Genomic DNA, 24,320 nt, shown 5'->3' with positions numbered 1-24,320 from the left:
CCCTGGCGGGGACCGTCTCGTGTGTGCGTGGAGTGTGCGAGGCGCCGTGCCGAGCGGGGATCCGGGCGGAGCCGCGGCCGCACAGCCGCGCCGGCCCCGGATCGCTTCCGAGGGGAACCGAGAGGGGGAACAATGTAGGGCCGCGGGGTTGTGAAGACCATCCCGACGATGTGTTTTCTATCGGGCAGTTGTACGACTTTTCGGATACAGCCGCGGGACGCGACTTTCGGACACCACACCCACGTGCCGCGTACCGCCCTCGGCGGAAGGCTCAGGCCGCACTCTCGTCGACACCCGTGAAGGCCGCCCAGAGCGCCGCGTAATGACCGCCCAGCGCGAGGAGTTCGTCGTGCGTGCCGGTCTCGGCCACCCGCCCGCGCTCCACCACCGCGATGCGGTCCGCCTTCGCCGCCGTCGTCAGCCGGTGGGCCACCACCAGCGTGGTACGCCGCTGCGCCAACTCGTCCGCCGCCCGCGTCACCGCCGCCTCGGTGGCCAGGTCGAGCGCGGCCGTCGCCTCGTCGAGCAGCAGGATGTCCGGATCCACCAGCTGCGCCCGGGCCAGCGCGATCAACTGGCGCTGCCCCGCGGACAACGTCCGTCCGCGCTCGCCCACCTCGTGCAGGTAACCGCCCGCGAGCGCGGCGATGGCGTCGTGCGCGCCCACCGCCCGTGCGGCGGCCTCGACTTCGGCGTCCGTGGCGTCGGGCCGGCCGTACGCGATCGCGTCCCGCACCGTGCCCGCCGCGAGGTACGCCTCCTGCGGCACCACGCCGAGCCGGTGCCGGTAGTGCGCCAGGTCCCAGTCGCGCACGTCCACGCCGTCCACCCGCACCGCGCCGGAGTCCACGTCGTAGAACCGGGCCACCAGCTTGACCAGCGTCGACTTGCCGGCACCCGTCTGCCCGACGAGCGCCACCGTCTCGCCGGGCGCGACGCGCAGCGACACACCCGAGATCGCCTCGGCCTGCCGCCCGGTCGCGTCGGGGGCGGTCGCGTACGCGAAGTGCACGTCGTCGAACACGATCTCGCCCTTGAGCCCGGTCTCCGGCACCGGCACCGGCTTCGCCGCACCCGGCGTGGAGGTCGGCGTGCGCAGTAGGTCGCGGATGCGCCGCAACCCCACCGCGGCCTGCTGGTACCCGTCGAACACCTGCGACAACTGCTGGATCGGCGAGAAGAACATGTCGATGTAGAGCAGGTACGCGATCAGCGCGCCCGCCGTCATCGTGCCGTCGCCCACCCGCCGCGCCCCGACGATCAGCGCGAGCGCCGCCGCGAGGCTGGAGAGGAACTGGCCGAAGGGGAAGTACAGCGCGATGTAGCGCTGCGCGGTCAGCCGGGAGTCGTAGTAGTCGCGGCTGCGTTCCGCGAACCGCGCCGAGTTGCGCTCCTCGCGCCGGAACGCCTGGGCGGTGCGCATGCCCGCGACGTTCTCCTGGAGGTCCGCGTTGACCGCGCTGACCTTCTCGCGCGCGTCGTCGTACGCGGCTGCCGACTTCTTGCGGAACACGACGGTCGCCGCGATCAGCACCGGCAGCACGCTCATGACCACGAGCGCCAGCTCCCAGTCCAGAATCAGCAGCGCCGCCATGATCCCGAAGAAGGTGAGCAGGCTGACCACCGCGCTGACCAGGCCGGTCTGCAGGAACGTCGACGCCGCGTCGACGTCCGTGGTCATCCTCGTCATGATGCGCCCGGACATTTCGCGCTCGTAGTAGTCCAGGCCGAGCCGCTGGAGATGCGCGAACGTCTTCACCCGCAGGGTGTAGAGCAGGCGTTCGCCGGTACGGCCCGCGATGCGCACCTGCGCGACGTTGACCACCCAGTCCGCCGCGACCACGCCGAGCGCGACCAGCGACACCAGCAGGATCGTCCGGGTGGCGCCGTCGCTCACACCGCGGTCCACGCCGTCGCGGATCAGCGCGGGGAGCGCGAGCTGCGCGCCCGCGTCCAGGGTCACCAGAACCAGCCCGATGAGCAGCGGTGTGCGGTACGGCCGCAGCAGCGAGCGCAGCGTGAACCGCCGGTCCTCGGCACGCGCCACCCGGTCGTCCACCTCGGGTTTGTCGGTGGCCGGCGGCAACGCCTCGACCTGCGCCAGCAGTTCGGGAGTCGCGGGCATCATCGCGGCGAACCCGCCGCCGAAGGCGCCGCGGCCCCCGCCTCCGCCGCCCCCGGGGCCGCCGGTTCCGGCCGCCGCGGCCGCGCTGCCCCCGCCGGCCGCAGTCTTGGCCAGGGCGTCCGCCGAATCGGCGTCCGGGATGCCGCTGCGGTCCCACAGTTCGGGCGTGACGCCGTCGATCTGGCCGGCGGTCGCGGCAGGCGCGGCGGTACGCGCGGCCTCCGCGCCGACCGCCGCCTCCGCCACGGCCCCCGCCGGCGGTTCGCCGGTGTCCCGGCCTTCGGCGTCGTCACCCGGGCCGGACAGCAGCAGTCGGAACAGCGGGCAGCGCGCGTCGAGTTCCCGGTAGGTCCCGATGTCGACCAGACGGCCCCGGTCCAACACCGCGATCCGGTCGGCCAGTTGGAGGGTGGACCGCCGGTGCGCGATGAGCACGGTGGTGCGGCCCGCCATCACGCGCCGCAGCGTCGCGTGGATCTCCGCCTCGATCTTCGGGTCGACGGCCGAGGTCGCGTCGTCCAAGAGCAGGATGCGCGGATCGGTGATCAGCGCCCGGGCCAGCGCGATGCGCTGCCGCTGGCCGCCGGACAGCGTCAGACCCTGCTCGCCCACGACGGAGTCGTAGCCGTTCGGGAGTTCCGAGATGAACGCGTCCGCCTCGGCGGCGCGCGCGGCCGCCCGGACCTGCGCGTCGGTGGCGTCCGGGCGGCCGTACGCGATGTTGGCCCGCACGGTGTCGGAGAACAGGAACGAGTCCTCCGCGACCAGGCCGATGGCGGCGCGCAGCGAGTCGAGCGTCAGGTCGCGCACATCGTGGCCGTCGACCCGGACCGCGCCCTGCTGCACGTCGTAGAAGCGCGGCAGGAGCATCGACACCGTCGACTTGCCGGATCCCGAGGTGCCGACCAGGGCAAGCGTCTCGCCGGGGGCCACCGCGAGGGTCAGGCCGTCGAGCACCGGGCGCGAGGCGACGTACCCGAAGGTCGCGCCGTCGAACTCCAGGACCGCCGCGCACGAGGTGAGTCGTACGGCGTCGGGCTTCTCGGTGACCAGCGGCTGCGAGTCGACGACCTCGTACACACGCTCGACTGACGCGCGGGCCTGCTGACCCACCGTCAGCAGCCCGGCGAGCAACCGGACCGGGCCGACGAGTTGGCCGAGGTAGGTGGAGAACGCCAGGAACGTGCCGAGCGTGATCTCGCCCTTGATCGCCAGCCAGCCGCCGAGGCCCAGCACGCCCACCTGACCGAGTGCGGGGATGGCCGAAAGGGTCGGCGTGTACCGGCTGTTGAGCCGTACCGCGCGCATGCGGTTCGCGAACAACCGGCGCCCGGCGTCCTCCAGGCGCGCGACCTCCTGCGCCTCCTGGCCGAAGCCCTTGACCACCCGGACCCCGGTGACCGCGCCGTCGACCACGCCCGCGAGCGCCGCGGCCTCCTGCTGCGCCGCCCAGGTGGCCGGGAACAGCCGCTTCCGCGACACCCGCGCGACCGCGAACAGGCCCGGTCCGATGGCGAGCGCGACGAGGGTGAGCAGCGGGGACAGCGTCAGCATGATGCCGAGCGAGAGCACGAACAGCAGGGCGCTGCCGGTCAGCATCGGGAGCATCGCCAAGACGCTGGAGATCATGTTGATGTCGGAGCCCGCGCGGCTCACGATCTGGCCGGTCTGCAACTCGTCCTGGCGCGCGCCGTCGAGTCGCGACAGCGCGCCGAACACCTGGGTGCGCAGGTCGTACTGGACTTCGAGCGACAACCGTCCGCCGATGTAGCGCCTGATGTACGCCGCGCCGAAGCTGAACACCGCGGCGACGACCAGCAACACCGCGAGCGGGCCGATGGCAGCGGTGTCGCCGGCCACCGCGTCGTCGATCACCGCGCGCTGCACGAGCGGCACGAACGCGGTCACCGTCATGCCGGCCAGCGAGGCCCCGAAGGCCCACAGGACGCTGGCCTTGTGCTGCCAACAGGCGGCCAGGATGCGGCGCAGCCACCCGCGCCCGTCGGCGGCGCGCGGGACGTCGGGAGCGGGCTGCCCCGCGGGGGTGGTCACAACCACCGAGTCTAAATGGTTAGCCCCTCTAACGATCGGTCGAGGCGCGCCGGGGTGGCGAGAGGCGGACGGGCAGGGGGGAGGGACCGGCGGGGCGGCCGGGCCGGTGAGCCTGCGGGGGCGACGGACAGGCGGACGGCGCGGGGGAGTGCGGACGACGGAACCGAGCGGCCGAGGGGACCGGGGCCGACGGGTCTCAGGTCAGAAGCGGTCTTTGGGCAGAAGTAGTCGCGGATCAGATGGTGTTCTCGAGGCCGGAAGCAGTCCTCGAGGTCGGCAGCGGTCCCGAGGTCAGAGGTAGTCCTCGAGCCGTGCGATCGCGAAGCCTTGCGCGGTGACCTCGCGGACCACGAGCCGGAGCATCGCGTTCATGTCGCCCTTCCACGTCTCGGGGCCGCGGAAGTGCGTCAGGATGATGTCGCCGGGGTGGAACTTGTGGTCGCCGTACCGGTACTCCATCCGGTCCGGAAACGCCTCCTGGTTCCAAAGCGGTACGGCCGTGATGCCGCACGACGCGGCCGCGCGCAGCGTGGCCTCGGTGTATTCGCCGAACGGCGGGCGGAAGAGGTTGGGGCGCACCCCGATCTCGCGTTCGAGGTTGTCCTGTTGGCCGCACACCTCGCGGCGGTTGCCCTCGTAGTCGAGCTTGCGCAGGTCGCGGTGGTTGAGCGTGTGGTTGTGCACGGACGCGCCCTGGTCCCGCAGGTCGCGGAAGTAGCCGTAGTTGGGGCGCGCGAGGTAGTCGGTGACGAAAGCACTGACCGGGATCCCGAGGTCCTTGAGCATGCGGTTGAACTCGCGGTCCTTCTCCATGCCGTCGTCGACGGTGAGGAACACCACCTTGTCGTTGGTCGGCACGCGCCGGACGACCGGCGGCAGCCCGGGACGCACGATCACGTGGGCCCCGTTGCCGGTGAGCGCCGGCTTCGTGGCGGGCGGGGCCGGGGCGAGCAGCGGGGGCGTGGTCAGGCCCCATGCGCGGGCCGCGGTCGCGCGGGCCGCCCGCATTGCCTCCTCGCGCGCGGCGGCCTCCTGCACGGCCTTCGCCTGGCCCGACGGGTCGGCCGGCGCCGCTTGCTGGGCGCCCTGGCCTTCGTGGGCGTCCGGAGCGGCGGGCACGCCCTTGGCGGCGACATCGGGGCCGGGGCTCTCCGAGGCGGCGGGAGCGTGGGGCTTGTTGCGTGGGCCGCGGCCGTGGTTGTCCGGCCCCGGCGAGGCGCACGCCGCGGCGGTCGCGGCGGCGAGTACGCAGGCGGCGGCGATCTGACGGCGGCTTCGGTCCCGTTTCGTAGGGATCACCTCCGGTTTGCGGCATATGACCGTCAATCTTTGCCCAACCGGAGCGACAACCAAGCCTTTTGCCGCGGAACAGCACCCGATCTCCGCTGATCCGACGCGTGGTTCACCCGTACGCGTGGCGCATCCGAGTGAGGGGCGTCGCGGCAGGCGGCCCGGGTGCGCCCGGCCTGCCCGCCCACGAGTCGCGTCCCCGCCGGGATGTGCCGAGCGGAACGTCCTCGCGTCGATCCGCGGGGACTCGTGGCGTGTCGGGGCCGCGCACGGTCCCGTGCGAGCGGCGCGATTCAGGGGGCGGGAAACGGCCTGGGACCGGCGCGCACGGGCGCACGGCATTCCCTCGTCGGAGTGAACTTGCGTGTCCTGGGGCCTTTCGGGGCACCGGCGTTCACCCGGGCGGCGCAATCCTGCGCCGCGCAACGTCGACAAAACCCTAGAGTCAACCCGCCGTCACGCGGGGTGACGGGTTACGGCGTCGGCGTCCCCGGTGGACCGACGCCGCTGGACGAGGAGGCGAAGCAGGTATGAGGTTCGGATTCCGGCGGGCGGCCGTCATGGCCGTCGCGGTGTTCTTCGGCTCGATGGCGTCGTTGTACGTCCCGGCGGCGCGGGCCGCACAGATCCCGCGCGTGCCGCGCGTGCCGGACCGGTTCATCCCGGCCTATTTCGCTCTGCCCTTCCCCGGTCCGCTGTGGACTATGCCGGGAACCGTCACCTTCGCCTGACCACCTGCCCGCGGCACCGCGACCGACCCTCGCGGGCCATGCCGCGCCAATGGACCGGACGCGCCCGGTCCTGACCGCGCGTCGCCGGAGTACGGATCTCCGGCGGCGCGCGCCGTGGTCCGCGCGCCGAGCCGGCCGGCCGTCGGCCGACCGGTCCGCCCGGTCGCCCGTGCGGAGGTGCGTACCGCGGCTGCGCCTTGAGCGACCACCCGTACCTCCGAAGCCGGCGTGCCGCCCGGGGGAGCGGCCTCTATCGCACACAACGCGGCCGATGCGCCGGAGGTCACGGCCGCCGCGCCGAAAGGCCGTTGGCCCTTCGCCAATCCACCGAACGGCCGAGCGACCGACGGCGGGCCGTCGAACGGCGTCCCCGGGGCCGCAGCGGCGGGCGGTCGACCGCCGCCTTCTCGGCGAAGTCGCAGGTGGCGGCCACGGTCCAGGCGATCATGAGCAGGCGGTCCGACTGCGAGGACGCGCCCGCACGTGCGTGGAGGTTCCGACGGCGGAGGCCGGGAGCGACCCCCCTGATGCGGCACCCGCCGACCTCACGGGGCAAGTCGCCCGTGGCCGGCCGGCGGTTCCGACCGCGGTGGGCCGAATGCCGCGTCGCCCGCCAGGACTTCGGCGGCAAGCGCATCAACCACGTCATCGTCGGCGTCCTCGCCCTCGACGCCGCACCGGCACCTCCGCCGTCCCGCTGAACGCCCCTGCGGCCGGCGTCCCCGATCGGGGCGGCCGGAGCCCGGCGGACCTCTGAGCCGTTCCTAGGCCGCGCCCGCGTGCTCGTTCTCGTCGCCGGGGGGCAGCAACTCCGCGGCGAGGGCGGACAGGTCCAGCTCCAGCACCCGGGCCAGCTGCGCCACGGTGAAGAAGGCCGGCATCGAGACCGCTCCGCGCTCGATCTTGCGCAGCGTGTCGAGTGGGACGCCGGACTCCGCCGACACCCATGCCGCACTGCGTCGCCCGCGGGCCTCCCGCAGTGCCTGGCCGAGCACGCGGCCGCGGTCCCGCTGTTCGTCGGTAAGAGGGGTGCGCACCATGCCCACGATTATATGGCCTGCTTTGTTTGGCGGGTATTTTTTGGTGTGTATTCTTTGGTGTGTATTGTTTGGCCAGGATAAGAATCCCAGGAGAGGGGAAGCGGGCATGGTGTCACTCAAGAGCGCGGCCGAGCTGGAGCTGATGCGCGAGGCGGGGAGCGTCGTCGCCGCGACGCTGCGCACGGTCGCCGAGGCCGCGCGGCCGGGGGTCACGTTGTGGGAGCTGGACGAGATCGCCGCCCGGGTGATCCGGGAGGCCGGGGCCAAGCCCTCGTTCCTCGGCCAACGGCCGCACCGCGACGTGCCGCCGTTCCCCGGCGTGCTGTGCCTGTCCGTCGACGACGTCGTGGTGCACGGGGTCCCGAACCGCCACGTGCTGCGGTCCGGCCAGTTGCTGTCCATTGACGCCGGGGCCGTCGTGGGCGGTTACCACGCGGACGCCGCGACCACCGTCGCGGTCGGGTCGGCCGATGCCGCGGGCGAGCGGTTGTGCGAGGCCACGCGGGCCGCGCTCGACGCCGCCGTGGCCGCGATGGTGCCGGGCGGCAGGCTGGGCGACCTGGGGTACGCCGTGCAGGAGGTGGCCGCGGCGTACGGCTACGGCGTGCTCCGGCACCACGGCGGGCACGGCGTCGGCACGGAACTGCACGAGGACCCGCACGTGCCGAACCACGGGCGGCCCGGGCGCGGTTTCCGGCTCCGGGAGGGCCTGGTACTGGCGTTGGAGCCGATGTTCCTGGAGGGCGGCGGCGACGCGTACCGCCTGCTGCCGGACGGCTGGTCGCTCGCCACCGCCGACGGCTCGCGGGCCGCGCACTTCGAGCACACGGTGGCCGTCACCGCGGACGGGCCGTTGGTGCTGACCGCATGAATTCCGCGAAGGGATGCGCCGGCCGGCGGGACCGGGGGCCCACCGACCCGCGCATCGGCGTCACATGCCGCGGCCGCCGGTCACCTCGACGACCGTGCCGGTGATGTAGCTGGCCAGGTCCGACGCAAGGAAGAGCACCGCGTTCGCCACCTCGACCGGCTCGCCCGCGCGCTGCAAGGGGACCTCACGCTCCTTGGCGTCCCAGATGTCCTGCCGCATCGCCTCGGTCATCGCCGTGCGGATGAGGCCCGGCTGCACGGCGTTGACACGTACCCCGAGGTGCGCGAGCTCCTTGGCGGCGGCCTTGGTCAGGCCGACGATCCCGGCCTTCGCGGCGCTGTAGTTGGTCTGCCCGGGCAGGCCGATCTTGCCGGACAGCGACGAGATGTTGACGATCGCGCCGCGTCCCTGCTCGCGCATCACCAGCGACGCCGCGCGCGTGCCCAGCCAGGTGCCCTTGAGGTGTACGTCGATCACCATGTCGAAGTCGTCGATCGTCATCTTGCGCAGTGTTGCGTCGCGCGTCACGCCGGCGTTGTTGACGAAGATGTCGAGGGCGCCGTACGTCTCGACGCACGTGCGCACCAGGGCGTCCACCTGCTCGGGCACCGTCACGTCGCAGGCCACCCCGACCGCGCTGCCGCCCTGGGCGACGAGGCCTTCGGCGGCGGCCCGCGCCGCGTCGCCGTCGCGGTCGCCGAGCACGACCCGCGCGCCGTTCGCGCAGAAGACCCGGGCGATCTCCAGGCCGATTCCCTGCGCCGCCCCCGTGACCACCGCACCGCGTCCTTCGAGCATGGCCGTCCTCCCGTTGTGCCGGCGACCTGTCGTCGCGGCGTGCGAACCAGCGGACTTGCGGGTTCAGACTACTGATGCCTTGTCAGGTGAAGGCGGGTGGCGCATAGTGCATGATCGAGTCAAGTATTTGAGGAGTCGCCATGCCCACGTATGGACCCGAGACCACCACCGACGAGGTCATCGCCGGAATCGACCTCGCCGGACGGACGGCCGTCGTCACCGGCGCGACCTCCGGCCTCGGGCTGGAGACCGCCCGGGTGTTGGCCGGCGCCGGCGCACACGTCGTGCTGACCGCACGCGACGAGGCCAAGGGCGCCGAGGCCGTCGCCGCCGTCGCGGGACCGGGCCGGTCGGTGGAGGCGGGCGTACTCGACCTGACGTCCCTGGCCTCGGTACGCGCCTTCGCCGCCTGGCTGCTCGACCGCCACGAGCGCGTCGACCTGCTCGTCAACAACGCGGGCGTGATGGCGACGCCGATGGGGCGTACCGCGGACGGCTTCGAGCTGCAGTTCGGGACGAACCACCTCGGGCACTTCCTGCTGACCAACCTGCTCGTGCCCGCACTCGTGCGCGGCGCACCCGCACGCGTCGTCAACCTCAGCTCCGGCGGCCACGTGGCGAGCGACATCCTGTGGGACGACCCGAACTTCGAGACCACCGAGTACCACCCCTGGAAGGCCTACGGCCAGTCCAAGACCGCCAACGTGCTCTTCACCGTCGAGCTGGACCGCAGGCTCGCACCGCGCGGCGTACGCTCCTACGCCGTGCACCCGGGCATGATCCGCACCAACCTCGGCCGCTACATGAGCAGGGAGCAGGGCGCGTCCCTGCAATCGAAGGTCACACGCGCCGACATGCCCGCCATGAAGTCCGTCCCGGCCGGAGCCGCGACCCAGGTGTGGGCCGCGACCGCGCCCGAACTCGCGGACCAGGGCGGCGTCTACACCGAGGACTGCGGCATCAGCACCAAGCACGCCGTGTGGGCGCGCGACCCCGAGTCCGCGGTGCGGCTGTGGACCCTGTCGGAGGAACTGGTCGGCGAGAAGTTCCCGCTGGACTGACGCGCGGGCGGCGCTGCGCGCCCCGACGACACGCCGGCGGACCCGCAACGGCCGCCGCCGCAAAGAGAGATGGGCCCGCAGACGGGGGGAATGTCTGCGGGCCCACCCCATGCCGGCGACGCGCTGGGGGGAGGTGCGCGCCTGCCGGTTCGCCCGCTGATCGGCAGAGCCGGCAGCGGGGGCTCGGCCCCGGGCGTGGTCTGCCCGGGTTCGGAGATCCTACGCACCCACGATGCCCGACGGGTGTGTCCTGCCGCTGGCGGACCGGTGTTTTCGGGCCGTGCGGACTCATCCGGACCGGCCATGGCGGGCTGGTCTGGCGGGCGTACGACGGACCGCGCGACACATCCGCGCAATCCGGCCACTGGCCGGATATGCGGGCGTACCGTCGGACCGCATTCCACTTCGCGTCGAGGGTCAGCCGTCGGTCGGCCGGTCCGGTGGCAGCGGCCTGCCAATTCTGGACCAGTCGACGGATTGGCCCAGGCCACCGGGCCGCGATTGGCCCTTTGATCTTGGTCGCGGCAGGCCAAGACTGGGGTCGACCGAGGGCGGGAGCGGGCCGATCCGAAGCATCAGCCCGCCGCCCGGCCGGGAGATGTGTGTGCGGCCTGCGCCGCGTACCGCGTCCACGACCGCGCCCCCGCGAAGTCCTCGGTCGACGTGGTGGGGAGGTAGGGAAAGTGGAGTACGCAACAGCCGGTCTGCTCATAGCCTTTCTGGTCGTCGTGGTGGTCCTGGGCCCGCTCTTCGGTGCGGACTCGCGGGACGGCCGCGACTGGCGGCCGACCGGTCCGCGGCCGGAGCGCAAGCGGGTCGGCGTGGTCGAACGGGCCCGCCGCCAGGTGGCTCTTTGGGACGCCTACCTGGCAGCCAATCAGCCGTGGCGCGAGGAGGGGCCGCTGCGCTGGCGCCGGATCGGCGACGAATGGCGGCTGGAAGGCGACACACCGCCTGAACTGCCGGATGGGGCACAGCACAAGGGCGACACCGGACCCGTCGCCGGGTCCGCATCCGAAGCCGCCGACAAGACCGACAAGACCCACGGGACCGGCGTGATCGACGCGATCGACGGGCCCGCCCGGATCGGCGACATCGACGGCGACCTCGACGAAGGCCGCGGTCTGCGCGTCGGGCCGCCGCACGACGGGGCCTGACCCGCAGGCCCGATCGACCAGGCGGTCGACCAGGTCCACCCGATCAGGTCCACCCGATCACGTGTCGATCCACGGCGCCGGGTGCCGGCCGCCCCGCGCGGTTCCCGGTTCCGATCCACGGGTCCCGATCCGCGGATCCGACCCGTAGGTCCGGAACCACCGGTCCCCGTCCGTCGTTGCCCCTACTCCTGCCCGGTGACTGCCGGCCGGCCTCCAACCCCTGTCGGCCGCTGGTCACCGGGCAGGTCCTTGTCCGGGCCGCCGCCCGGCGGCAGCCCCGCGACGGCGGTCGAGCCGCCCCGGAACCGGCGCGCGAGGGCACGCCTCTCCGCCATCTGCGGACCGTGCGAAACCGGCGCAATCGCCCACCTGCACGCAACGCGGCCGTCGTTCGGGTGATGTCCGCGCCCCGCGCTCTCCCGGACGCGGCCGCACAGCGCTAGCATCCGCGCGTACGACCGACCGGGCACACCGTGAGCTGCGACGCCGTCCGGTTCCGGACGCAGCCCACGGGGGGTCCCCAACACCATGGTCGAACGGGTTCGCAAGCGGGCCGCGCTCCTCGCCGCCGCGCTGCTGCTGACCGCCGCGCCTGCCGCCGCGGCGTCCTGGACGCCGCCCGACGCCCGCCCGGCCCCCGCCTCCGACGCCCGGCCGGCCCTCCTGCCCGCCGCCCCGAACACCGAACAGACCGTCGAGGTCACGCAGTCCGGCTACACCAGCATCACGGTGCCGAACGAGGCGGTCTCGGTTTCCGTGTCGCTGTACGGCGCCGCCGACTCCCTCACCGGCAGGCCCGGCGCGCTCACCACCGGCAAGGGTGCCGTGAGCGCGTCCGGGAAGCTGCGCCCGGGGCAGGTCGTCATGGTCGCGGTCGACCAGGTGTCCACCACGTTCTGGGGCAGCTCGACCGAACCCTGGTTGTCCGCGGCCGCCGGCGCCACGCTCGCCACCTACCCGCCCGACACCCAGGTGTTTCCCGACGCGTCGACGCAGGCCGGCGCCAACGCCGGCGCCGCCCGGGCGGTCCTCGTGTTCACCGTCCCCGCCGGGGACATCGACGAACTCCCCACCAGCGTCGACTTCGGCCCGGTCGCGGTGCCCGGCACCGCCATCCGCAACATCCCCTTCAGCAGCAGCGGCGGCGCACCCCTCAGCCTGACCTCGATCGTGGCCACGCCGCCCTTCGCGGTGGAGAACACCGGAACGAGCTGCGCGGCCAACACCCAGGTGCCGGCCGGCGGGCGGTGCAGCATCGCGGTGCAGGCGGCCGTGACCGCGCGGGGTCCGGTCACCGGGACGCTGACGATCACCGGCAACATGCCCGGCGGCAGCCGTACCGTCACGTTGACCTCGAGCGGCATGACGATCCCCGGTCCGCCCGGCACGTTGACCGCGGCGCCCGGCGACGCGGAGGCCGTGCTCTCGTGGATGCCCCCGGCGGACGACGGCGGCAGCCCGCTGACGGGTTATCAGATCTACCGCGCGGGCGGCGCGCAGCCGGCCCCGGCGCTGGTCACGACGGTCAGTGCGGCGACACTCCTGTACACCGACAAGGGGCTGACGCTGGACACCGCCTACACCTACCAGGTGCGCGCGGTGAACGCGGTCGGCAACTCGGAGGCGAGCGCCGGAGCGTTGGTGACGCCGGTGAAGGGGCTCGCGGTGACCACCAGCGTCCTGCCGCCCGCGGTCGTCGGACAGCCGTACACGGCGACGCTGCAGGCTGAAGGCGGCACCCAGCCGTACCGCTGGTCCGCCGACGCGCTGCCGCCCGGGTTCACCCTCGACCCGCTGACCGGGAAGCTCAGCGGAACCGCCGCCGATCCCGGTGACCACACCGTCACGATCCGCGTCGCCGACACCTCCACTCCCGCGCGCGAGGCCGAGGGGCAGTTGGCCCTGTCCGTGCAGCCGGCGCCGCCGAGCGAGCCGTCCCCGTCCGCCGCGAGCACACCGAACGGGCAGGCCGCCCGCACCCCGAGCGCGGCAGGCGGCGGGTCGGACGGCCCCGGACTCGCGGTGTGGGCCTGGGCGCTGCTCGGCGCCGCGGGGCTGGTCGGCGCGGGGGTGGCGGTGAAGCGCCTGCGCGCCCGGCGCTGAACGGCGCGACCGCGGCCGGGCTCACGACGTACCGCCTGCCGAGGTCGCCTGCCGAGCTTGCGCGTGGAGGCCGCCCCCGCGGCGGCCCGACCGGTCCGCGGGCGACGCCGCGGCCGTCCGCGGGGCGGGGCGTCGGGGAGAAGCGGGGCTCGGGCGTACTAGGGTCTACTGTTCGCCCCACCCTGCACGAGGAGCCAGCCCGATGCCCCTGCCCCCTCCCGGGCAGCAACCGCACGGCGTCGTCCGCGACGCCGACGGTCCCGTAGCCTCCGCCGACTCCGCCGCGCCGGGGGCCTCCGCCGCCCTGCCGGAGGCGTCGGCCGCGCTCGACGCCAAGCAGCGCGAGATCGCGGCCGAACAGCACCACATCGACCGCGCGTACGTCCGTTTGGAGGCCATGCGCGGCGAAGCGCGCGCACTTGTGCGCGAGGGCTACAAGCAGGCCCAGGTCGGCACGGTGGGCTCGCTGGTCGAGCGCGACACGATGGTCTTCCGGGCCGAACTGTGGGCCCGCACCCTCGACGCCGCCGACGACGGACTCGTCTTCGGCCGCCTCGACCGCAACGACGCCGAGGTGTGGCACATCGGCCGCATCGGGGTGCGCGACGAGCACAGCGAGATCCTCGTCGTCGACTGGCGGGCGCCGGCCGCCGAGGCGTTCTACCAGGCCACGCCCGAGGACCCGCGCGGCGTCGTACGCCGCCGCGTGCTGCACTGCCGCGGCCACAAGCTCGTCGACATCGAGGACGACCTCCTCGACCCCGACGCCGCACCGGACGACCTGGTCGTGGTCGGCGACGGCGCCTTCCTGGCGGCCCTCAGCCGGACGCGCGACGGCAGCATGCGCGACATCGTCGCGACCATCCAGCAGGAGCAGGACGACGCGATCCGGGCACCCGCCGACGGCTCGGTGATCGTGCGCGGCGGACCCGGCACCGGCAAGACCGCGGTCGCCCTGCACCGGGTGGCGTACCTGCTGTTCCGGCACCGGCAGCGCTTCGGGTCGCGCGGCGTGCTCGTGGTCGGGCCCAACCCGCGCTTCACCGCGTACATCGAACGCGTGCTGCCGTCGCTCGGCGAGGGCGGCGCGGTCCTGCACTCGCTCGGCGACATGGTGGACGGCATCACCGCCGCCTACCACGACACCGCCGCCGTGGCCCGGCTCAAGGGCTCGACCGGCATGCTGCCGGTGCTGCGGCGCGCGGTCGACGCGACGCCGCCCGGTGCGCCGCACGAACTGCGCGTGCGGCACCGCGGCACCGAGGTCGTCCTCGACACGGCCGCACTGCGGCGTATCCGCCGCGACCTGCTGCACCGGGCCCGCCGCGGGCCGAACGGCCAGCGCGTGCAGGCCGCGAAGACCGTGCTCGCCGAACTGTGGTCGCGGCTCGCGTCCCGGGGCGCGGCCCGTGGCGAGAAGGACGCGTTCCTCGAAGACGTCGCGGCGCGCGACGAGTTCGCGGTCTTCCTCAACACCTGGTGGCCGCTGGTCCGCCCGATCGACGTCCTGCGCGGGCTCGCCGACCCGGCACGTGTCGACCGGGCCGCGCGCGGGCGACTCTCCCGCGACCAGGTGACGCTGCTGGCGAACTCGTGGGAGCACACCGCGCGTACCGGGGAGGTGTCCTTCCTCGACGTCGCGCTGCTCGACGAACTCGACGGCCTGGTGGGCCCGCTGCCGCGGCAGCGCCCTCGCACGCCGGGCATGCCGGAAGAGGACAACCCCTACGTCGTCGACGGGTTCGACATCTTCACCGGGGAGAGCGTGCGGTCCTCGGCGCCGGCCGACGAGATCAGCGAGGTGACGACGTACGCCGACCGCATGGCCCGCTCCGGCCGCGGCCGCGGGGACGAGGACGAAGAGCCCGACGAGTACGCCCACATCGTCGTGGACGAGGCGCAGGACCTGGCCCCGATGCAGTGGCGCATGCTCAAGCGCCGCGGGCGGCACGCGACATGGACCATCGTCGAGGACCCCGCGCAGAGCGCGTGGGAGGACCTGGACGCCTCGGCCGCCGCGATGTCGGACGCGCTGGGCGACCGGCCCCGGCACGAGTTCGAGCTGACCACCAACTACCGGAACACCGCGGAGATCGCGGCCGTCGCGGCTCGCGTGCTGCTGCGCGCGGTGCCCGGCGCCAAGCCCTCGCGGGCGGTGCGCGCCGGCGGCGAGAAGCCGACGCTGCTTGCCGCGGCGGACGTGCCTTCGGCGGTACGCGCGACCGCGGCCCGGCTGGTGGACGAGGTCGAGGGCACCGTGGGCGTCGTCGCGCCCGTCGGCGAGACCGGCCCGATCCTGGCGGCCCTCGCGGAACTGCCGCCGCGCGTCCAGGTCATGGACGCGCTCGACGCCAAGGGCCTGGAGTTCGACGCCGCCGTCATCGTGGACCCGAAGCGCATCGCCGACCAGTCGCCGAGCGGCCTGCGCACGCTGTACGTGGCCCTGACGCGGGCCACCCGCAGCCTGGTCGTGGTCGCCGGCAGCGGGGACGCGGAGCGCGAGTGGGCCGAGGACCTGATGGGCCTGGCGGCAGCGCCGGTCTCGGAGTAGCCGGGGCCGCTCCACCGCAGACAGAAGCCCCGAGGGCCGTCACGCGCGATGCGTTGCGCGAGGGCTCTCGGGGCCCGGCGAACGAGGCCGACTACTTGAGCTTGGCCGTCAGCTTCGCGCCGTCCTCGCGCTCGATGATGCACTGGAGCGTGCGGTCGCCGCTCGTCCAGGAGGAGAACTGCGGGTAGTAGAAGCTGAACGTCAGCGCGCTCGCGTTGGACTGCCGGTTGATGATCGGCATGACCTCGTCCTCGCACTTCGACTCGATGGATGCCTCGAAGTCCGGCGACGTGGGGGACGGGCTGTCCGGCAGCGTGACGACCGCGCCGACCTCGCCCATGTGCGGGCCGGAGCACGACTTCTTGCTGATCTCGCCGCTGGACGAGGTGTCGATGCACTCGCCCTCTTCGAGGTCGACCGACTCGACCTCGTCCGTCGACGATGTCGCGCCACCGGTAGGCCTCGACGAGGAACTGGTCGGCCGCTTCGTGCTCGTGGGCAGGTCGCTCGGGTCCGGGATGTCGATGTCCGGGATGTCGATCTTCGGGACGGAGAACGTCGGCATCGGCGGCGGGGTGAGCGACTTGTTGTCGTCGTCGCCGTTGCAAGCGGTCAGCATCGCCATGGCGACGACCCCGGAGGCGGCCACGGCGGTAACACGTATCGCGGACTTACGAGGGGAGCGGAAAGCACGCATAGGGGGACGAAAACCTCTCGTGGTGGAGTGGACCCACCCGAGTCTGGTGCCGTCGGCTACCCCATGTCCGAGGGAGACAACCCTTGATTTCCGGGAATGCCTGTGAGATATCACGCGCTCAAGCGGTGTCCGCGAACCGCGAGCCTGCTCCGTGACTACAAGTGCTTTGTATCACAACTTTCCTGACGTTGTATCAATCGTGTAGCAGAAGAAACGCATCTCCTCCGGCACTTGCTCCCGCGGAAGGCAAACCCGCCCCGATGCCCATGCGTTCGAACTCGCATTGAACAAGGGGGCGGGTATGAACCGCGTCAGTACCGGGTGCCTTCGGGCGCGGGCAGCGCGTCGAGGTCCGCCAAGTCGGCGGCACTCAGGACGACATCGGACGCCCCGGCGTTGTCGGCGAGGTACTTCGGCGTCTTGGTGCCGGGGATCGGCACGACGTACTCGCCCTGCGCGCGGACCCACGCGAGCGCGACCTGCGCCGGGGTGGCGCCGAGGCGGTCGGCGATGGCGCGTACGGCCGCGACGAGGGCCTGGTTCGCGGCGATCGCGTCGGCCTGGAAGCGCGGCAGCCCGCGGCGCCAGTCGCCCTCGGGCAGGTCGTCCACGGTGGCGAAGTTCCCGGTCAGGAAGCCGCGGCCGAGCGGCGAGAACGGCAGGAACGCGATGCCCTGCGCGTTGCAGTACGGCACCACCTCGGCGAGCGCGTCCCGCGTCCACAGCGAGAGTTCGCTCTGCACCGAGGCGACCGGGTGCACCGCCTGCGCGCGCTTGATCTCCTCGACGCTCACCTCGGACAGCCCGATCCGCCGCGCCTTGCCCGCGGCCACGACCTCGGCGAGCGCACCCCAGGTCTCCTCGACGGGCACCTCGGGGTCGACGCGGTGGAGCTGGTAGAGGTCGACGTGGTCGGTGCCGAGGCGCCGCAGGCTCTCGTCGATCGAGCGGCGCACGTGCTCCGGCTTCCCGTTGAAGCGCATCGCCCGCATGCCGGCCCCGCGCTCGCCCTCGGGCTTGGTCTCCAGGCCGACCTTGGTGGCCAGCACGACCCGGTCGCGGATGCCGGCGAGGCCGCGCCCGACCAACTCCTCGTTGGTGTACGGGCCGTAGACGTCGGCGGTGTCGATCAGCGTCACCCCGAGCTCGACCGCCCGGTGCAGAACGCCGATCGACGTCTCGTCGTCACGCCCGGCGGGGTCGTACGCGTGTGTCATGCCCATGCAGCCGAGCCCGATGACGCCGACGACGGGGCCGTCGCTGCCGAGCGTGGTGGTCTTCATGCGGTGCTCCCTGGGATCCGGGTGGGATGCGGTACGCGACCCAGCCTCCCCCTTTGAGCGCACTCGAAGTCAAGCGACACTCGGCGAGGGCGCACTGCAACCACCGCGACGGCACAGCCCGGCGGCGGGCGGGCCGGTGTGGGCCGACTACGTGCCGCGTACCTGCACCGGCGGGCCGTCGACCGCCGCCCGGCACAGGTCGCGCAGCGGGGTCGTCACGGACGCGGGGCGTTCGGTCAGGACCATGTGGCCGCAGCCGGTCTCGACGGTCAGTTCCGCGTGCGCCAGTTCGGCCGCGAGGCGCTTGCTGTGGCCGACGGGCGTGAGCTTGTCGAGGTCACCGACGACGATACGTACCGGGACCGAGGACAGCGCGGCCAGTTGGCCGGACTGGTCGTGCGCGGCGAGGGCCGGGAAGTAGCCGCACACCGCCTCGGCCGACGTGTTGTAGATCATCCAGGCGCACGAACGCACCGCCGCCTCGTCCGCGCCCGGGCCGAACAGGCCCCGCCTGACCGCCCGCAGGTGGGCCTTGGTCTGCGGGCCCGGCAGCAGCCGCCGGCCGCGCGCGAACGCCGACGGACGCCGCTCGCCGAAGGCGAAGAACCGCATCCCGGCCCGCCCCCGGAGCCGGTCCCGCAGCGGGAACGGCGGCGCCTGGGGGACGAGGTCGCCGCCCGAGGTGCCGACCAGCAGTACCCCGGCCACGCGTTCGCCGAACAGCTCCGGGTGCGCGGCGGCCAGCGCCATGATGGTCATGCCGCCCATCGAGTGCCCGCCGAGGACGACCGGTCCCGTCGGCGCCGTCGCGTCGAGGATGTCCACCAGGTCCTCGGCCAACTGGTCGACGGAGAACGGCCGGGCCAGCCCCGAGCTGGAACGGCCGTGGCCGCGCTGGTCGTACATCACCACCCGCACGGACGCCCCGGGGTCCTCGGCGAGTGCCCGGGCCGGTGCCGTCCACGCGCCGTGCGTGAGGGTCCAGCCGTGCGCGAGCACGACGGTGACCGCGGCGTCGGACGCGCCGTACTCGACGACGTGCAGGGCCGCGCCGTCGCGGGCCAGGACCACGCGGATGCGGCGTACCGGCGCGGGCGACGCCGGGGTGCGTGCGGCAGGGATCTCGGGCGTGCCGGGAGCGACGGCAACGGCCTTCTCCGCGAGGGGAGTTACGTCCGCCGCGCCGCGCGCGGTCTTGGGGACGGGAACGACCTTCCTCGGCTTGCTCCGGCCCAGGGCACGGGCGGCCTTCTTCGCGGGCATCCCGGGCTGCTGCTTCGCGGGCTGCTTCGCGGGATGCGTCGCCTCGGCGGCCTTCGCGGGCGGCGTGACCTCGTCGGGGGCGGGTGAGCTCACATCGGTCATCTGACGACTCCTGGCGGATGAGGGGGGCGGAGGCGCGCTAACTGCCGGTCGCGGGGCGGGTGGTGGTCCCGGTCGGGGGAGCGGCCGAGGGCTCGGCGAGTACGGGCTCGGCGGCCCTTGTCTCGGTGGCCTGCGTCTCGGCGACCTTGGCCCCGGCGGACACCGACACCGGAGCGGGGGCGCTCGTCTCCAGGGACGACCGGCCGGAGAACGTGCGAACCAGCGGCTCGATGCCGGCGCCCAGCAGACGCTGTCCGACGTCGATCAGCGTCGCGTCCGGGCCGACGAAGATCCGCGCCCGGTTGCGCTTCACGCCCCGCACGATGATGCGCGCGGCGCGCTCCGGCGAGGTGCGGGCGACCTTGTCGAACTCGTCGGCAAGCGTGTCGACTTCACGGTTGCTCGCGGCCCGTGCGCGGCGCGCGATGTTGGTCTTGACGCCGCCCGGGTGCACCGTCGTGACCCGGACACCGGACCCGGACATGCGCATCTCCTGGCGCAGCGACTCGGTGAAGCCGCGCACGGCGTACTTGGCCGCGCAGTAGGCACTCTGGGTCGGGATGCCCATCAGGCCGAAGACGCTGGAGATGTTGACCAGGTGCGCGTCGCGGGCGCGGCGCAGGTGGGGCAGGAATGCCTTGGTCCCGTGGGCGACTCCCCAGAAGTTGACGCCCATCAGCCACTCGAAGTCGTCCCAGTCCATCTCCTCCACGGAGGCGGTCAGCGCGACACCCGCGTTGTTGACGACGAGGTTGACCGTGCCGAAGTGGCCCGCGGTCTCGTCCGCCCATGCCTGCACCGCGTGCCGGTCGGCGACGTCGACCCGGCTCGCCGCCGTTTCGCTCGCGCCGTGGCCGAGTGCGACCGCGGCGGTTTCGCGTACGGCTTCCTCGTCGACGTCGGACAGTGCCAGCCGGGCTCCGTGCCGGGCGAGTTCGTACGCGAGCGCGCGTCCGATACCCGATCCGGCACCCGTGATCGCGGCGACCTTGCCGGCGAACTCCCGCACGTCAGACTCCTTCTGTCGGCGCGGCGACGGACGCCGCGGTCGGCCGGGGCTCGCGTACCTGGTCCCAGCGGCGTGCCCGGTGCCCGGCAGGCGAGAACCTGCGGTTCATCCACATGAACTTCCACACGAAGTCCGGCCAGAGCGTGGTGTTCTTGCCGGTACGCGAGTCCAGGTACCAACTGTCGCAGCCGCCCGTGACCCACACCGTGCCGTCGAGCTTGGCGTGCAACCGTGCGTTGTAGGCGTCCTGCGCGGCGCGCGTCACGTCGAGGTCGGCGATGTCGTGGCGGTCCATCTGGCGGATGGCGTCGACCGCGTACTTGATCTGCGCCTCGATCACCAGCGTCATCGAGGAGTGCCCGAGACCGGAGTTCGGGCCGATGACGAAGAACAGGTTGGGGAATCCCGCGGTCATGGCGCTCTGATGGGCGGCCATGCCGTCCTTCCACGCGTCGGCGAGCAGCACGCCGTCGCGGCCGGTGATCATGTGCGCCATCGGCATGTCGGTGGCCTGGAACCCGGTGCCCAGGATGATCGCGTCGCAGGGGCGTTCGACACCGTCGGCGGTGACCACCGAGTTCGCCCGGACCTCGGCGATGCGGTCGGTGACCACGTCGACGTTGTCCTGTTCGAGCGAGGGGTAGTAGTCGTTCGAGAGCAGGATGCGCTTGCAGCCGATGGTGAAGTCGGGCGTCAGCTTGGCGCGCAGTTCCTGGTCGCGGACACCCCGCCTCAGGTGCATGCGCGCGATGCCTTCGATGCGCTTGACCATGCCGGGGTGCTTGCCGTTGAAGCCGAGCCAGAAGGTCTCGCGCCCCCAGAACAGGCCCAGCCGCACGGCCTTTTGCAGCGGCGGCACCGCCTTGTAGAGCGCGCGTTCGGTCCCGGTGAGGGCACGGTCGGTGCGCGGCATGATCCACGGCGCGGTGCGCTGGTAGAGGTCGAGGTGCGCGACGCGGGGCTGGATCTGCGGCACGAACTGGATCGCGGACGCGCCCGTGCCGATCACCGCGACACGCTTGCCGCGCAGGTCGTAGCCGTGGTTCCAGCGCGACGAATGGAAGATCTCGCCCTCGAACGCGGTGGTGAGTCCCTTGATGTCGGGGTACGAGGGCTCACTGAGCGGACCGCCGCCCGCGAGCAGCACGTTGGCGGTCAGCGGTCCCCGGGACGTCTCCAACTCCCACAGCGATGCCGCGTCGTTCCACCGCGCCGCGCGTACCTCGTGCTCGAACCGCAGGTAGGGGAGCAGCCCGAACTCGCGGGCGCAGCGCCGCAGGTACTCCTGGATCTCGGGTTGCGGCGAGAAGGACCGCGACCACGTCGGGTTCGGCGCGAACGAGAACGAGTAGAGGTTGGACGGGACGTCGCAGCAGGCGCCCGGGTACGTGTTGTCGCGCCACGTCCCCCCGACGTCCGCGCCGCGCTCCAGAATGACGAAGTCCTCGATGCCGTAGCGCAGGAGGCGGGCTCCCGCGCCGAGGCCGGAAAACCCGCCGCCGATGACGGCGACGCGGACGTGCGGGACCGGTGGCTCCGCGGAGGAGCCGTGGGGAGGCTGTGTCGGCAAGGTCTTCTCCGGCGCTCGGTCGGGCCTGGCGTGCGGGCAGCACGACCCTAGGAAGATTACTGAACGGTAGTCAATAGTTTGCGCCGGACCTCCGTACACTGTCCGGCATGCCCGCACCCCGACGCACCCGCCTGACCCCGGATCAGCGGCGAGCGCAGCTGCTGCTCCTGGGCCGTGAACTGCTCGGATCCCGCACGCTGGACGAGCTCTCGATCGACGAACTCGCCGAACGGGCCGGGATCTCGCGCGGCCTCATGTTCCACTACTTCAAGTCGAAGCAGGGCTTCCACCGGGCCGTGGTGGAGGCCGCGTGCGAGGACTTCCTCGCGCACACCGCCCCCGACCCCGCGCTGGAGCCGCTCGCCCGCCTGCACGCCGTGCTGGGCGCTTTCGTCGACTACGTCCTCGACCACCGTGCCACCTACGTCTCCCTGGTCCGCGGCGCCGCGAGCGCCGACGAGACAGTACGCGAACACGTCGAGGCCGCCCGCCGCGCCCAGGCGGCACGCATTCTCGCCGGATGTGCGGAGCTGGGCCTCGACGACACACCGCTGCTGCGTACCGCCGCCCGCGCGTGGGTGGTCTTCGCCGAGGAGACCGTGGTGGCCTGGCAGGACCAGGACCCCGCGGAGGACCGCGCCGCCCTGGCCCAGTTCCTTGAGCGCACCCTCGTCGGCGTGCTGAGCTGCGTCGATCCCGCCGCCGACGTGTTGTCCCGGGCCTGAACGGGAACCTTCGCCCCGTCCCGGCAACCAGGCGGACGACGAGCGGCGGGGCCGACGGCCACGTCGGCGGCGAGGCGGAGGAGCACGGCATGAGCACGACCCGGTACGAGGTGGCCCAGCAGGTCCGCGGACAGGAGGGCGCGACCTGCGCACACCTCGACCAGGTGCGTTCGGTCGCCCCCAGCTCGATGGACGGCTGCCAGGACTGCCTCAAGTCGGGCGGCACCTGGGTGCAGTTGCGTGTCTGCCTGTCCTGCGGGTACGTCGGCTGCTGCGACAACTCGCCCCGCCGACATGCCACCGGCCACTGGCAGGGCGCCCGGCACGCCCTCATCCGCTCCTTCGAGCCGGGCGAGGAATGGGGCTGGTGCTACGAGGACCAACTGTTCCTGCTGCCACGCACCTAGCGGGGGCGTCGGCACGTGCCCGCGTCCGGAAGCGCCGCGCGGGGGGCCGTCACCACCATGCCGCCGGGCTGCTGCCCCACGGCACCGGGGCGGCCGCCCAGTCGGCCGGACCGCCTTTGAGGGCGAACGGGGGCAGGGCGTACGCGAGTTCCCCCTGCTCGGCGACCTTGAAGCCGAGATGCCGCGCGGCGGCGACCCGGCGCGGGAACCCGGGAAGGTGTTCCTCGGGGTCGTGGTGCCGCAGCAGCCACGCCGCCGTCCGGGCCAACGCGACCTCGACGTGCGAGCCCCGGCCGTCCGCCTGGCGCTCCGTCAGCGAGCGCAGTACGCCCGCCGCCAGCAGATAGCCCGTGCCGTGGTCCAGCGCCTGGGCGGGCAGTACGCCGGGCCGGTCGTCGCCGTCCGCCTCGATCCAGGCGATCCCGGTCGGCCCCTGCACGAGGCTGTCGAAGCCGCGCAGCTGCGCCCACGGCCCCGGCCCACCCCATGCGGACAGGTTCGCCGTGACGATGCCCGGGTGCCGGGCCGCCAGTACCTCGGGGGCCAGCCCGAAGCGGGCCGGCACACCGGGGCGGTAGCCGGTAACGACGACTTCGGTGTCGGCCAGGAGTTCGTCCAGGACGGCGATGCCTTCCGGCGTGCCGAGGTCCAGCAGCGCGGAGCGCTTCCCCAGGCCGGTGTCCAGGTGCTGCGCGGGCAGCTCGGGAAGGTGCGGGGAGTCGATGCGGAGCACGTCGGCGCCGAGATGGGCGAGCGTGCGCGTGGCCACCGGCCCGGCGATGACGCGCGTTAGGTCGAGGACCCGGATGCCGGACGCCGGCAGCACCGTCCCGTCGTGCGACGCGGGTCCGCCGGCCCGCCGCGGCGACGGCGCGCCCATTCTGCGCCGGGTGAGCAACGGGTCGTCCGCGACCTGCGAACCGTGCGGGTGGGCCCGCCACTCGTCGGGGGTGAGGACCGCGAACGCCAGCCCGTCCGCGTTCCGGATGCGTTCCTCCGCCTCCGCGACGGACAGCGGCAGCAGCGCGAGCGCGACCGTCTCGGCGGGGTCGTCCGGCGTGCCGGTGATCTCCAGCGCGCGGAAGAGCGCGTCGCGGTGGTGCGGATAGTTGCCGTGCACGCGGACCACGCCGTCCGCGCAGACGTAGAACTTCGACAGCGGGTCCATGCCGCCCTGCGGACGTCCGTTCAGGCGCAGGTGGCGCTCGCTCGTGAAGGCTATGGCGGTCGCCTCGCTGTCGACGGTGACCGTGGCGAGCGGTGCGCCGGAGCGTACGGCCGCGAACTCGGCCGCGGCGAGCCCTGCCGCCCCCGCGGTCGCCTGGGCCAGCTCGGTCACCGGCAGGCGCGCGGGCAGCGTGTCGGCGCGGCCCGTGAACGACACGTGTGCGGCGAGCGCGGGGTCGCCGCCGAGCGATCGCCAGGCTTCGTCGAGCAGCAGGGCTGCGGAAGGACGCATGGAGCCAATCCCATCACCGCGTGCGC

20 protein-coding genes are annotated in these 24,320 nt (G+C 73.0%); 9 read left to right on the top strand and 11 right to left on the bottom strand.

Translation table 11 applies throughout. The annotated features are described in order from the left end of the window. Positions 1-271 precede the first annotated feature (271 nt). Positions 272-4,177 (bottom strand): ABC transporter ATP-binding protein, encoded by a 3,906-nt coding sequence (locus ACWD12_RS06290; protein WP_450098565.1) that lies wholly within the window; start codon positions 4,175-4,177, stop codon positions 272-274. Between the two features lie 291 nt (positions 4,178-4,468). Further along, complete coding sequence (locus tag ACWD12_RS06285) at positions 4,469-5,476, bottom strand: polysaccharide deacetylase family protein (protein ID WP_450098564.1); 1,008 nt, start codon at positions 5,474-5,476, stop codon at positions 4,469-4,471. Between the two features lie 521 nt (positions 5,477-5,997). Here ACWD12_RS06285 and ACWD12_RS06280 point away from each other — a divergent pair. After that, positions 5,998-6,198 carry a hypothetical protein gene (locus ACWD12_RS06280; protein WP_358363407.1) on the top strand — a complete coding sequence of 67 codons (201 nt, stop codon included), beginning with the start codon at positions 5,998-6,000 and terminating at the stop codon, positions 6,196-6,198. Between the two features lie 527 nt (positions 6,199-6,725). After that, entirely contained in the window at positions 6,726-6,899 is a 174-nt protein-coding gene (locus ACWD12_RS06275; RefSeq protein ID WP_450098563.1) for a hypothetical protein, read from the top strand. 63 nt (positions 6,900-6,962) lie between these two features. Here the strand turns inward: ACWD12_RS06275 and ACWD12_RS06270 are convergent, their stop codons facing one another. Further along, positions 6,963-7,238, bottom strand: coding sequence for a helix-turn-helix domain-containing protein (locus ACWD12_RS06270; protein WP_358349464.1), 276 nt, complete (start codon positions 7,236-7,238; stop codon positions 6,963-6,965). A 106-nt stretch (positions 7,239-7,344) separates the two neighbouring features. On the opposite strand from ACWD12_RS06270, the gene map reads away from it, so the two are divergent. Further along, positions 7,345-8,109, top strand: a complete 765-nt coding sequence (gene map, locus ACWD12_RS06265) for a type I methionyl aminopeptidase (protein ID WP_450098562.1) — start codon at positions 7,345-7,347, stop codon at positions 8,107-8,109. Between the two features lie 60 nt (positions 8,110-8,169). Here the strand turns inward: map and fabG are convergent, their stop codons facing one another. After that, a complete protein-coding gene (fabG, locus tag ACWD12_RS06260) occupies positions 8,170-8,907 on the bottom strand; it encodes a 3-oxoacyl-ACP reductase FabG (RefSeq protein ID WP_358349470.1) in 738 nt (245 codons plus the stop codon). 140 nt (positions 8,908-9,047) lie between these two features. On the opposite strand from fabG, the gene ACWD12_RS06255 reads away from it, so the two are divergent. Then, complete coding sequence (locus ACWD12_RS06255; protein WP_450098561.1) at positions 9,048-9,968, top strand: SDR family NAD(P)-dependent oxidoreductase; 921 nt, start codon at positions 9,048-9,050, stop codon at positions 9,966-9,968. A 683-nt stretch (positions 9,969-10,651) separates the two neighbouring features. Next, the gene (locus ACWD12_RS06250; protein WP_450098560.1) at positions 10,652-11,125 is read left to right on the top strand and encodes a hypothetical protein; all 474 of its coding nucleotides are present in this window, start codon (positions 10,652-10,654) and stop codon (positions 11,123-11,125) included. Positions 11,126-11,307: 182 nt separating this feature from the next. On the opposite strand, the gene ACWD12_RS06245 is transcribed toward ACWD12_RS06250, so the two are convergent. Then, positions 11,308-11,460, bottom strand: a complete 153-nt coding sequence (locus tag ACWD12_RS06245) for a hypothetical protein (RefSeq protein WP_450098559.1) — start codon at positions 11,458-11,460, stop codon at positions 11,308-11,310. A gap of 193 nt (positions 11,461-11,653) precedes the next feature. Between ACWD12_RS06245 and ACWD12_RS06240 the strand changes: the two genes are divergently transcribed. Next, positions 11,654-13,228 carry a fibronectin type III domain-containing protein gene (locus tag ACWD12_RS06240; protein ID WP_450098558.1) on the top strand — a complete coding sequence of 525 codons (1,575 nt, stop codon included), beginning with the start codon at positions 11,654-11,656 and terminating at the stop codon, positions 13,226-13,228. A 202-nt stretch (positions 13,229-13,430) separates the two neighbouring features. After that, a complete protein-coding gene (locus ACWD12_RS06235; protein WP_450098557.1) occupies positions 13,431-15,779 on the top strand; it encodes a HelD family protein in 2,349 nt (782 codons plus the stop codon). Positions 15,780-15,870: 91 nt separating this feature from the next. On the opposite strand, the gene ACWD12_RS06230 is transcribed toward ACWD12_RS06235, so the two are convergent. The 5 genes from ACWD12_RS06230 to ACWD12_RS06210 form a co-directional block, all read right to left on the bottom strand. Further along, on the bottom strand, positions 15,871-16,428 hold the full coding sequence (locus ACWD12_RS06230; RefSeq protein WP_450098556.1) for a septum formation family protein: 558 nt from the start codon (positions 16,426-16,428) through the stop codon (positions 15,871-15,873). A 359-nt stretch (positions 16,429-16,787) separates the two neighbouring features. Beyond that, on the bottom strand, positions 16,788-17,759 hold the full coding sequence (locus ACWD12_RS06225) for an aldo/keto reductase (RefSeq protein ID WP_358349488.1): 972 nt from the start codon (positions 17,757-17,759) through the stop codon (positions 16,788-16,790). Positions 17,760-17,906: 147 nt separating this feature from the next. Then, entirely contained in the window at positions 17,907-19,124 is a 1,218-nt protein-coding gene (locus tag ACWD12_RS06220) for an alpha/beta fold hydrolase (RefSeq protein ID WP_450098555.1), read from the bottom strand. A 37-nt stretch (positions 19,125-19,161) separates the two neighbouring features. After that, on the bottom strand, positions 19,162-20,133 hold the full coding sequence (locus ACWD12_RS06215; protein WP_450098554.1) for an SDR family NAD(P)-dependent oxidoreductase: 972 nt from the start codon (positions 20,131-20,133) through the stop codon (positions 19,162-19,164). Between the two features lies 1 nt (position 20,134). Further along, positions 20,135-21,703: a flavin-containing monooxygenase gene (locus ACWD12_RS06210; RefSeq protein ID WP_450098553.1), complete on the bottom strand. Its 1,569-nt coding sequence runs from the start codon at positions 21,701-21,703 to the stop codon at positions 20,135-20,137. Positions 21,704-21,810: 107 nt separating this feature from the next. Between ACWD12_RS06210 and ACWD12_RS06205 the strand changes: the two genes are divergently transcribed. Together ACWD12_RS06205 and ACWD12_RS06200 are read left to right on the top strand one after the other, a co-directional pair. After that, entirely contained in the window at positions 21,811-22,428 is a 618-nt protein-coding gene (locus ACWD12_RS06205; protein ID WP_450098552.1) for a TetR/AcrR family transcriptional regulator, read from the top strand. Between the two features lie 89 nt (positions 22,429-22,517). Further along, the gene (locus ACWD12_RS06200) at positions 22,518-22,835 is read left to right on the top strand and encodes a UBP-type zinc finger domain-containing protein (protein ID WP_450098551.1); all 318 of its coding nucleotides are present in this window, start codon (positions 22,518-22,520) and stop codon (positions 22,833-22,835) included. Positions 22,836-22,884: 49 nt separating this feature from the next. Here ACWD12_RS06200 and ACWD12_RS06195 read toward each other — a convergent pair whose 3' ends face one another. Further along, positions 22,885-24,294 carry a CoA transferase gene (locus ACWD12_RS06195; RefSeq protein ID WP_450098550.1) on the bottom strand — a complete coding sequence of 470 codons (1,410 nt, stop codon included), beginning with the start codon at positions 24,292-24,294 and terminating at the stop codon, positions 22,885-22,887. Between the last annotated feature and the right edge of the window lie 26 nt (positions 24,295-24,320).

This window comes from Streptodolium elevatio (assembly GCF_053592165.1).
The sequence above is the reverse complement of the archived record's forward strand: the minus strand, read 5'-3'. Positions and strand labels throughout refer to the sequence as shown.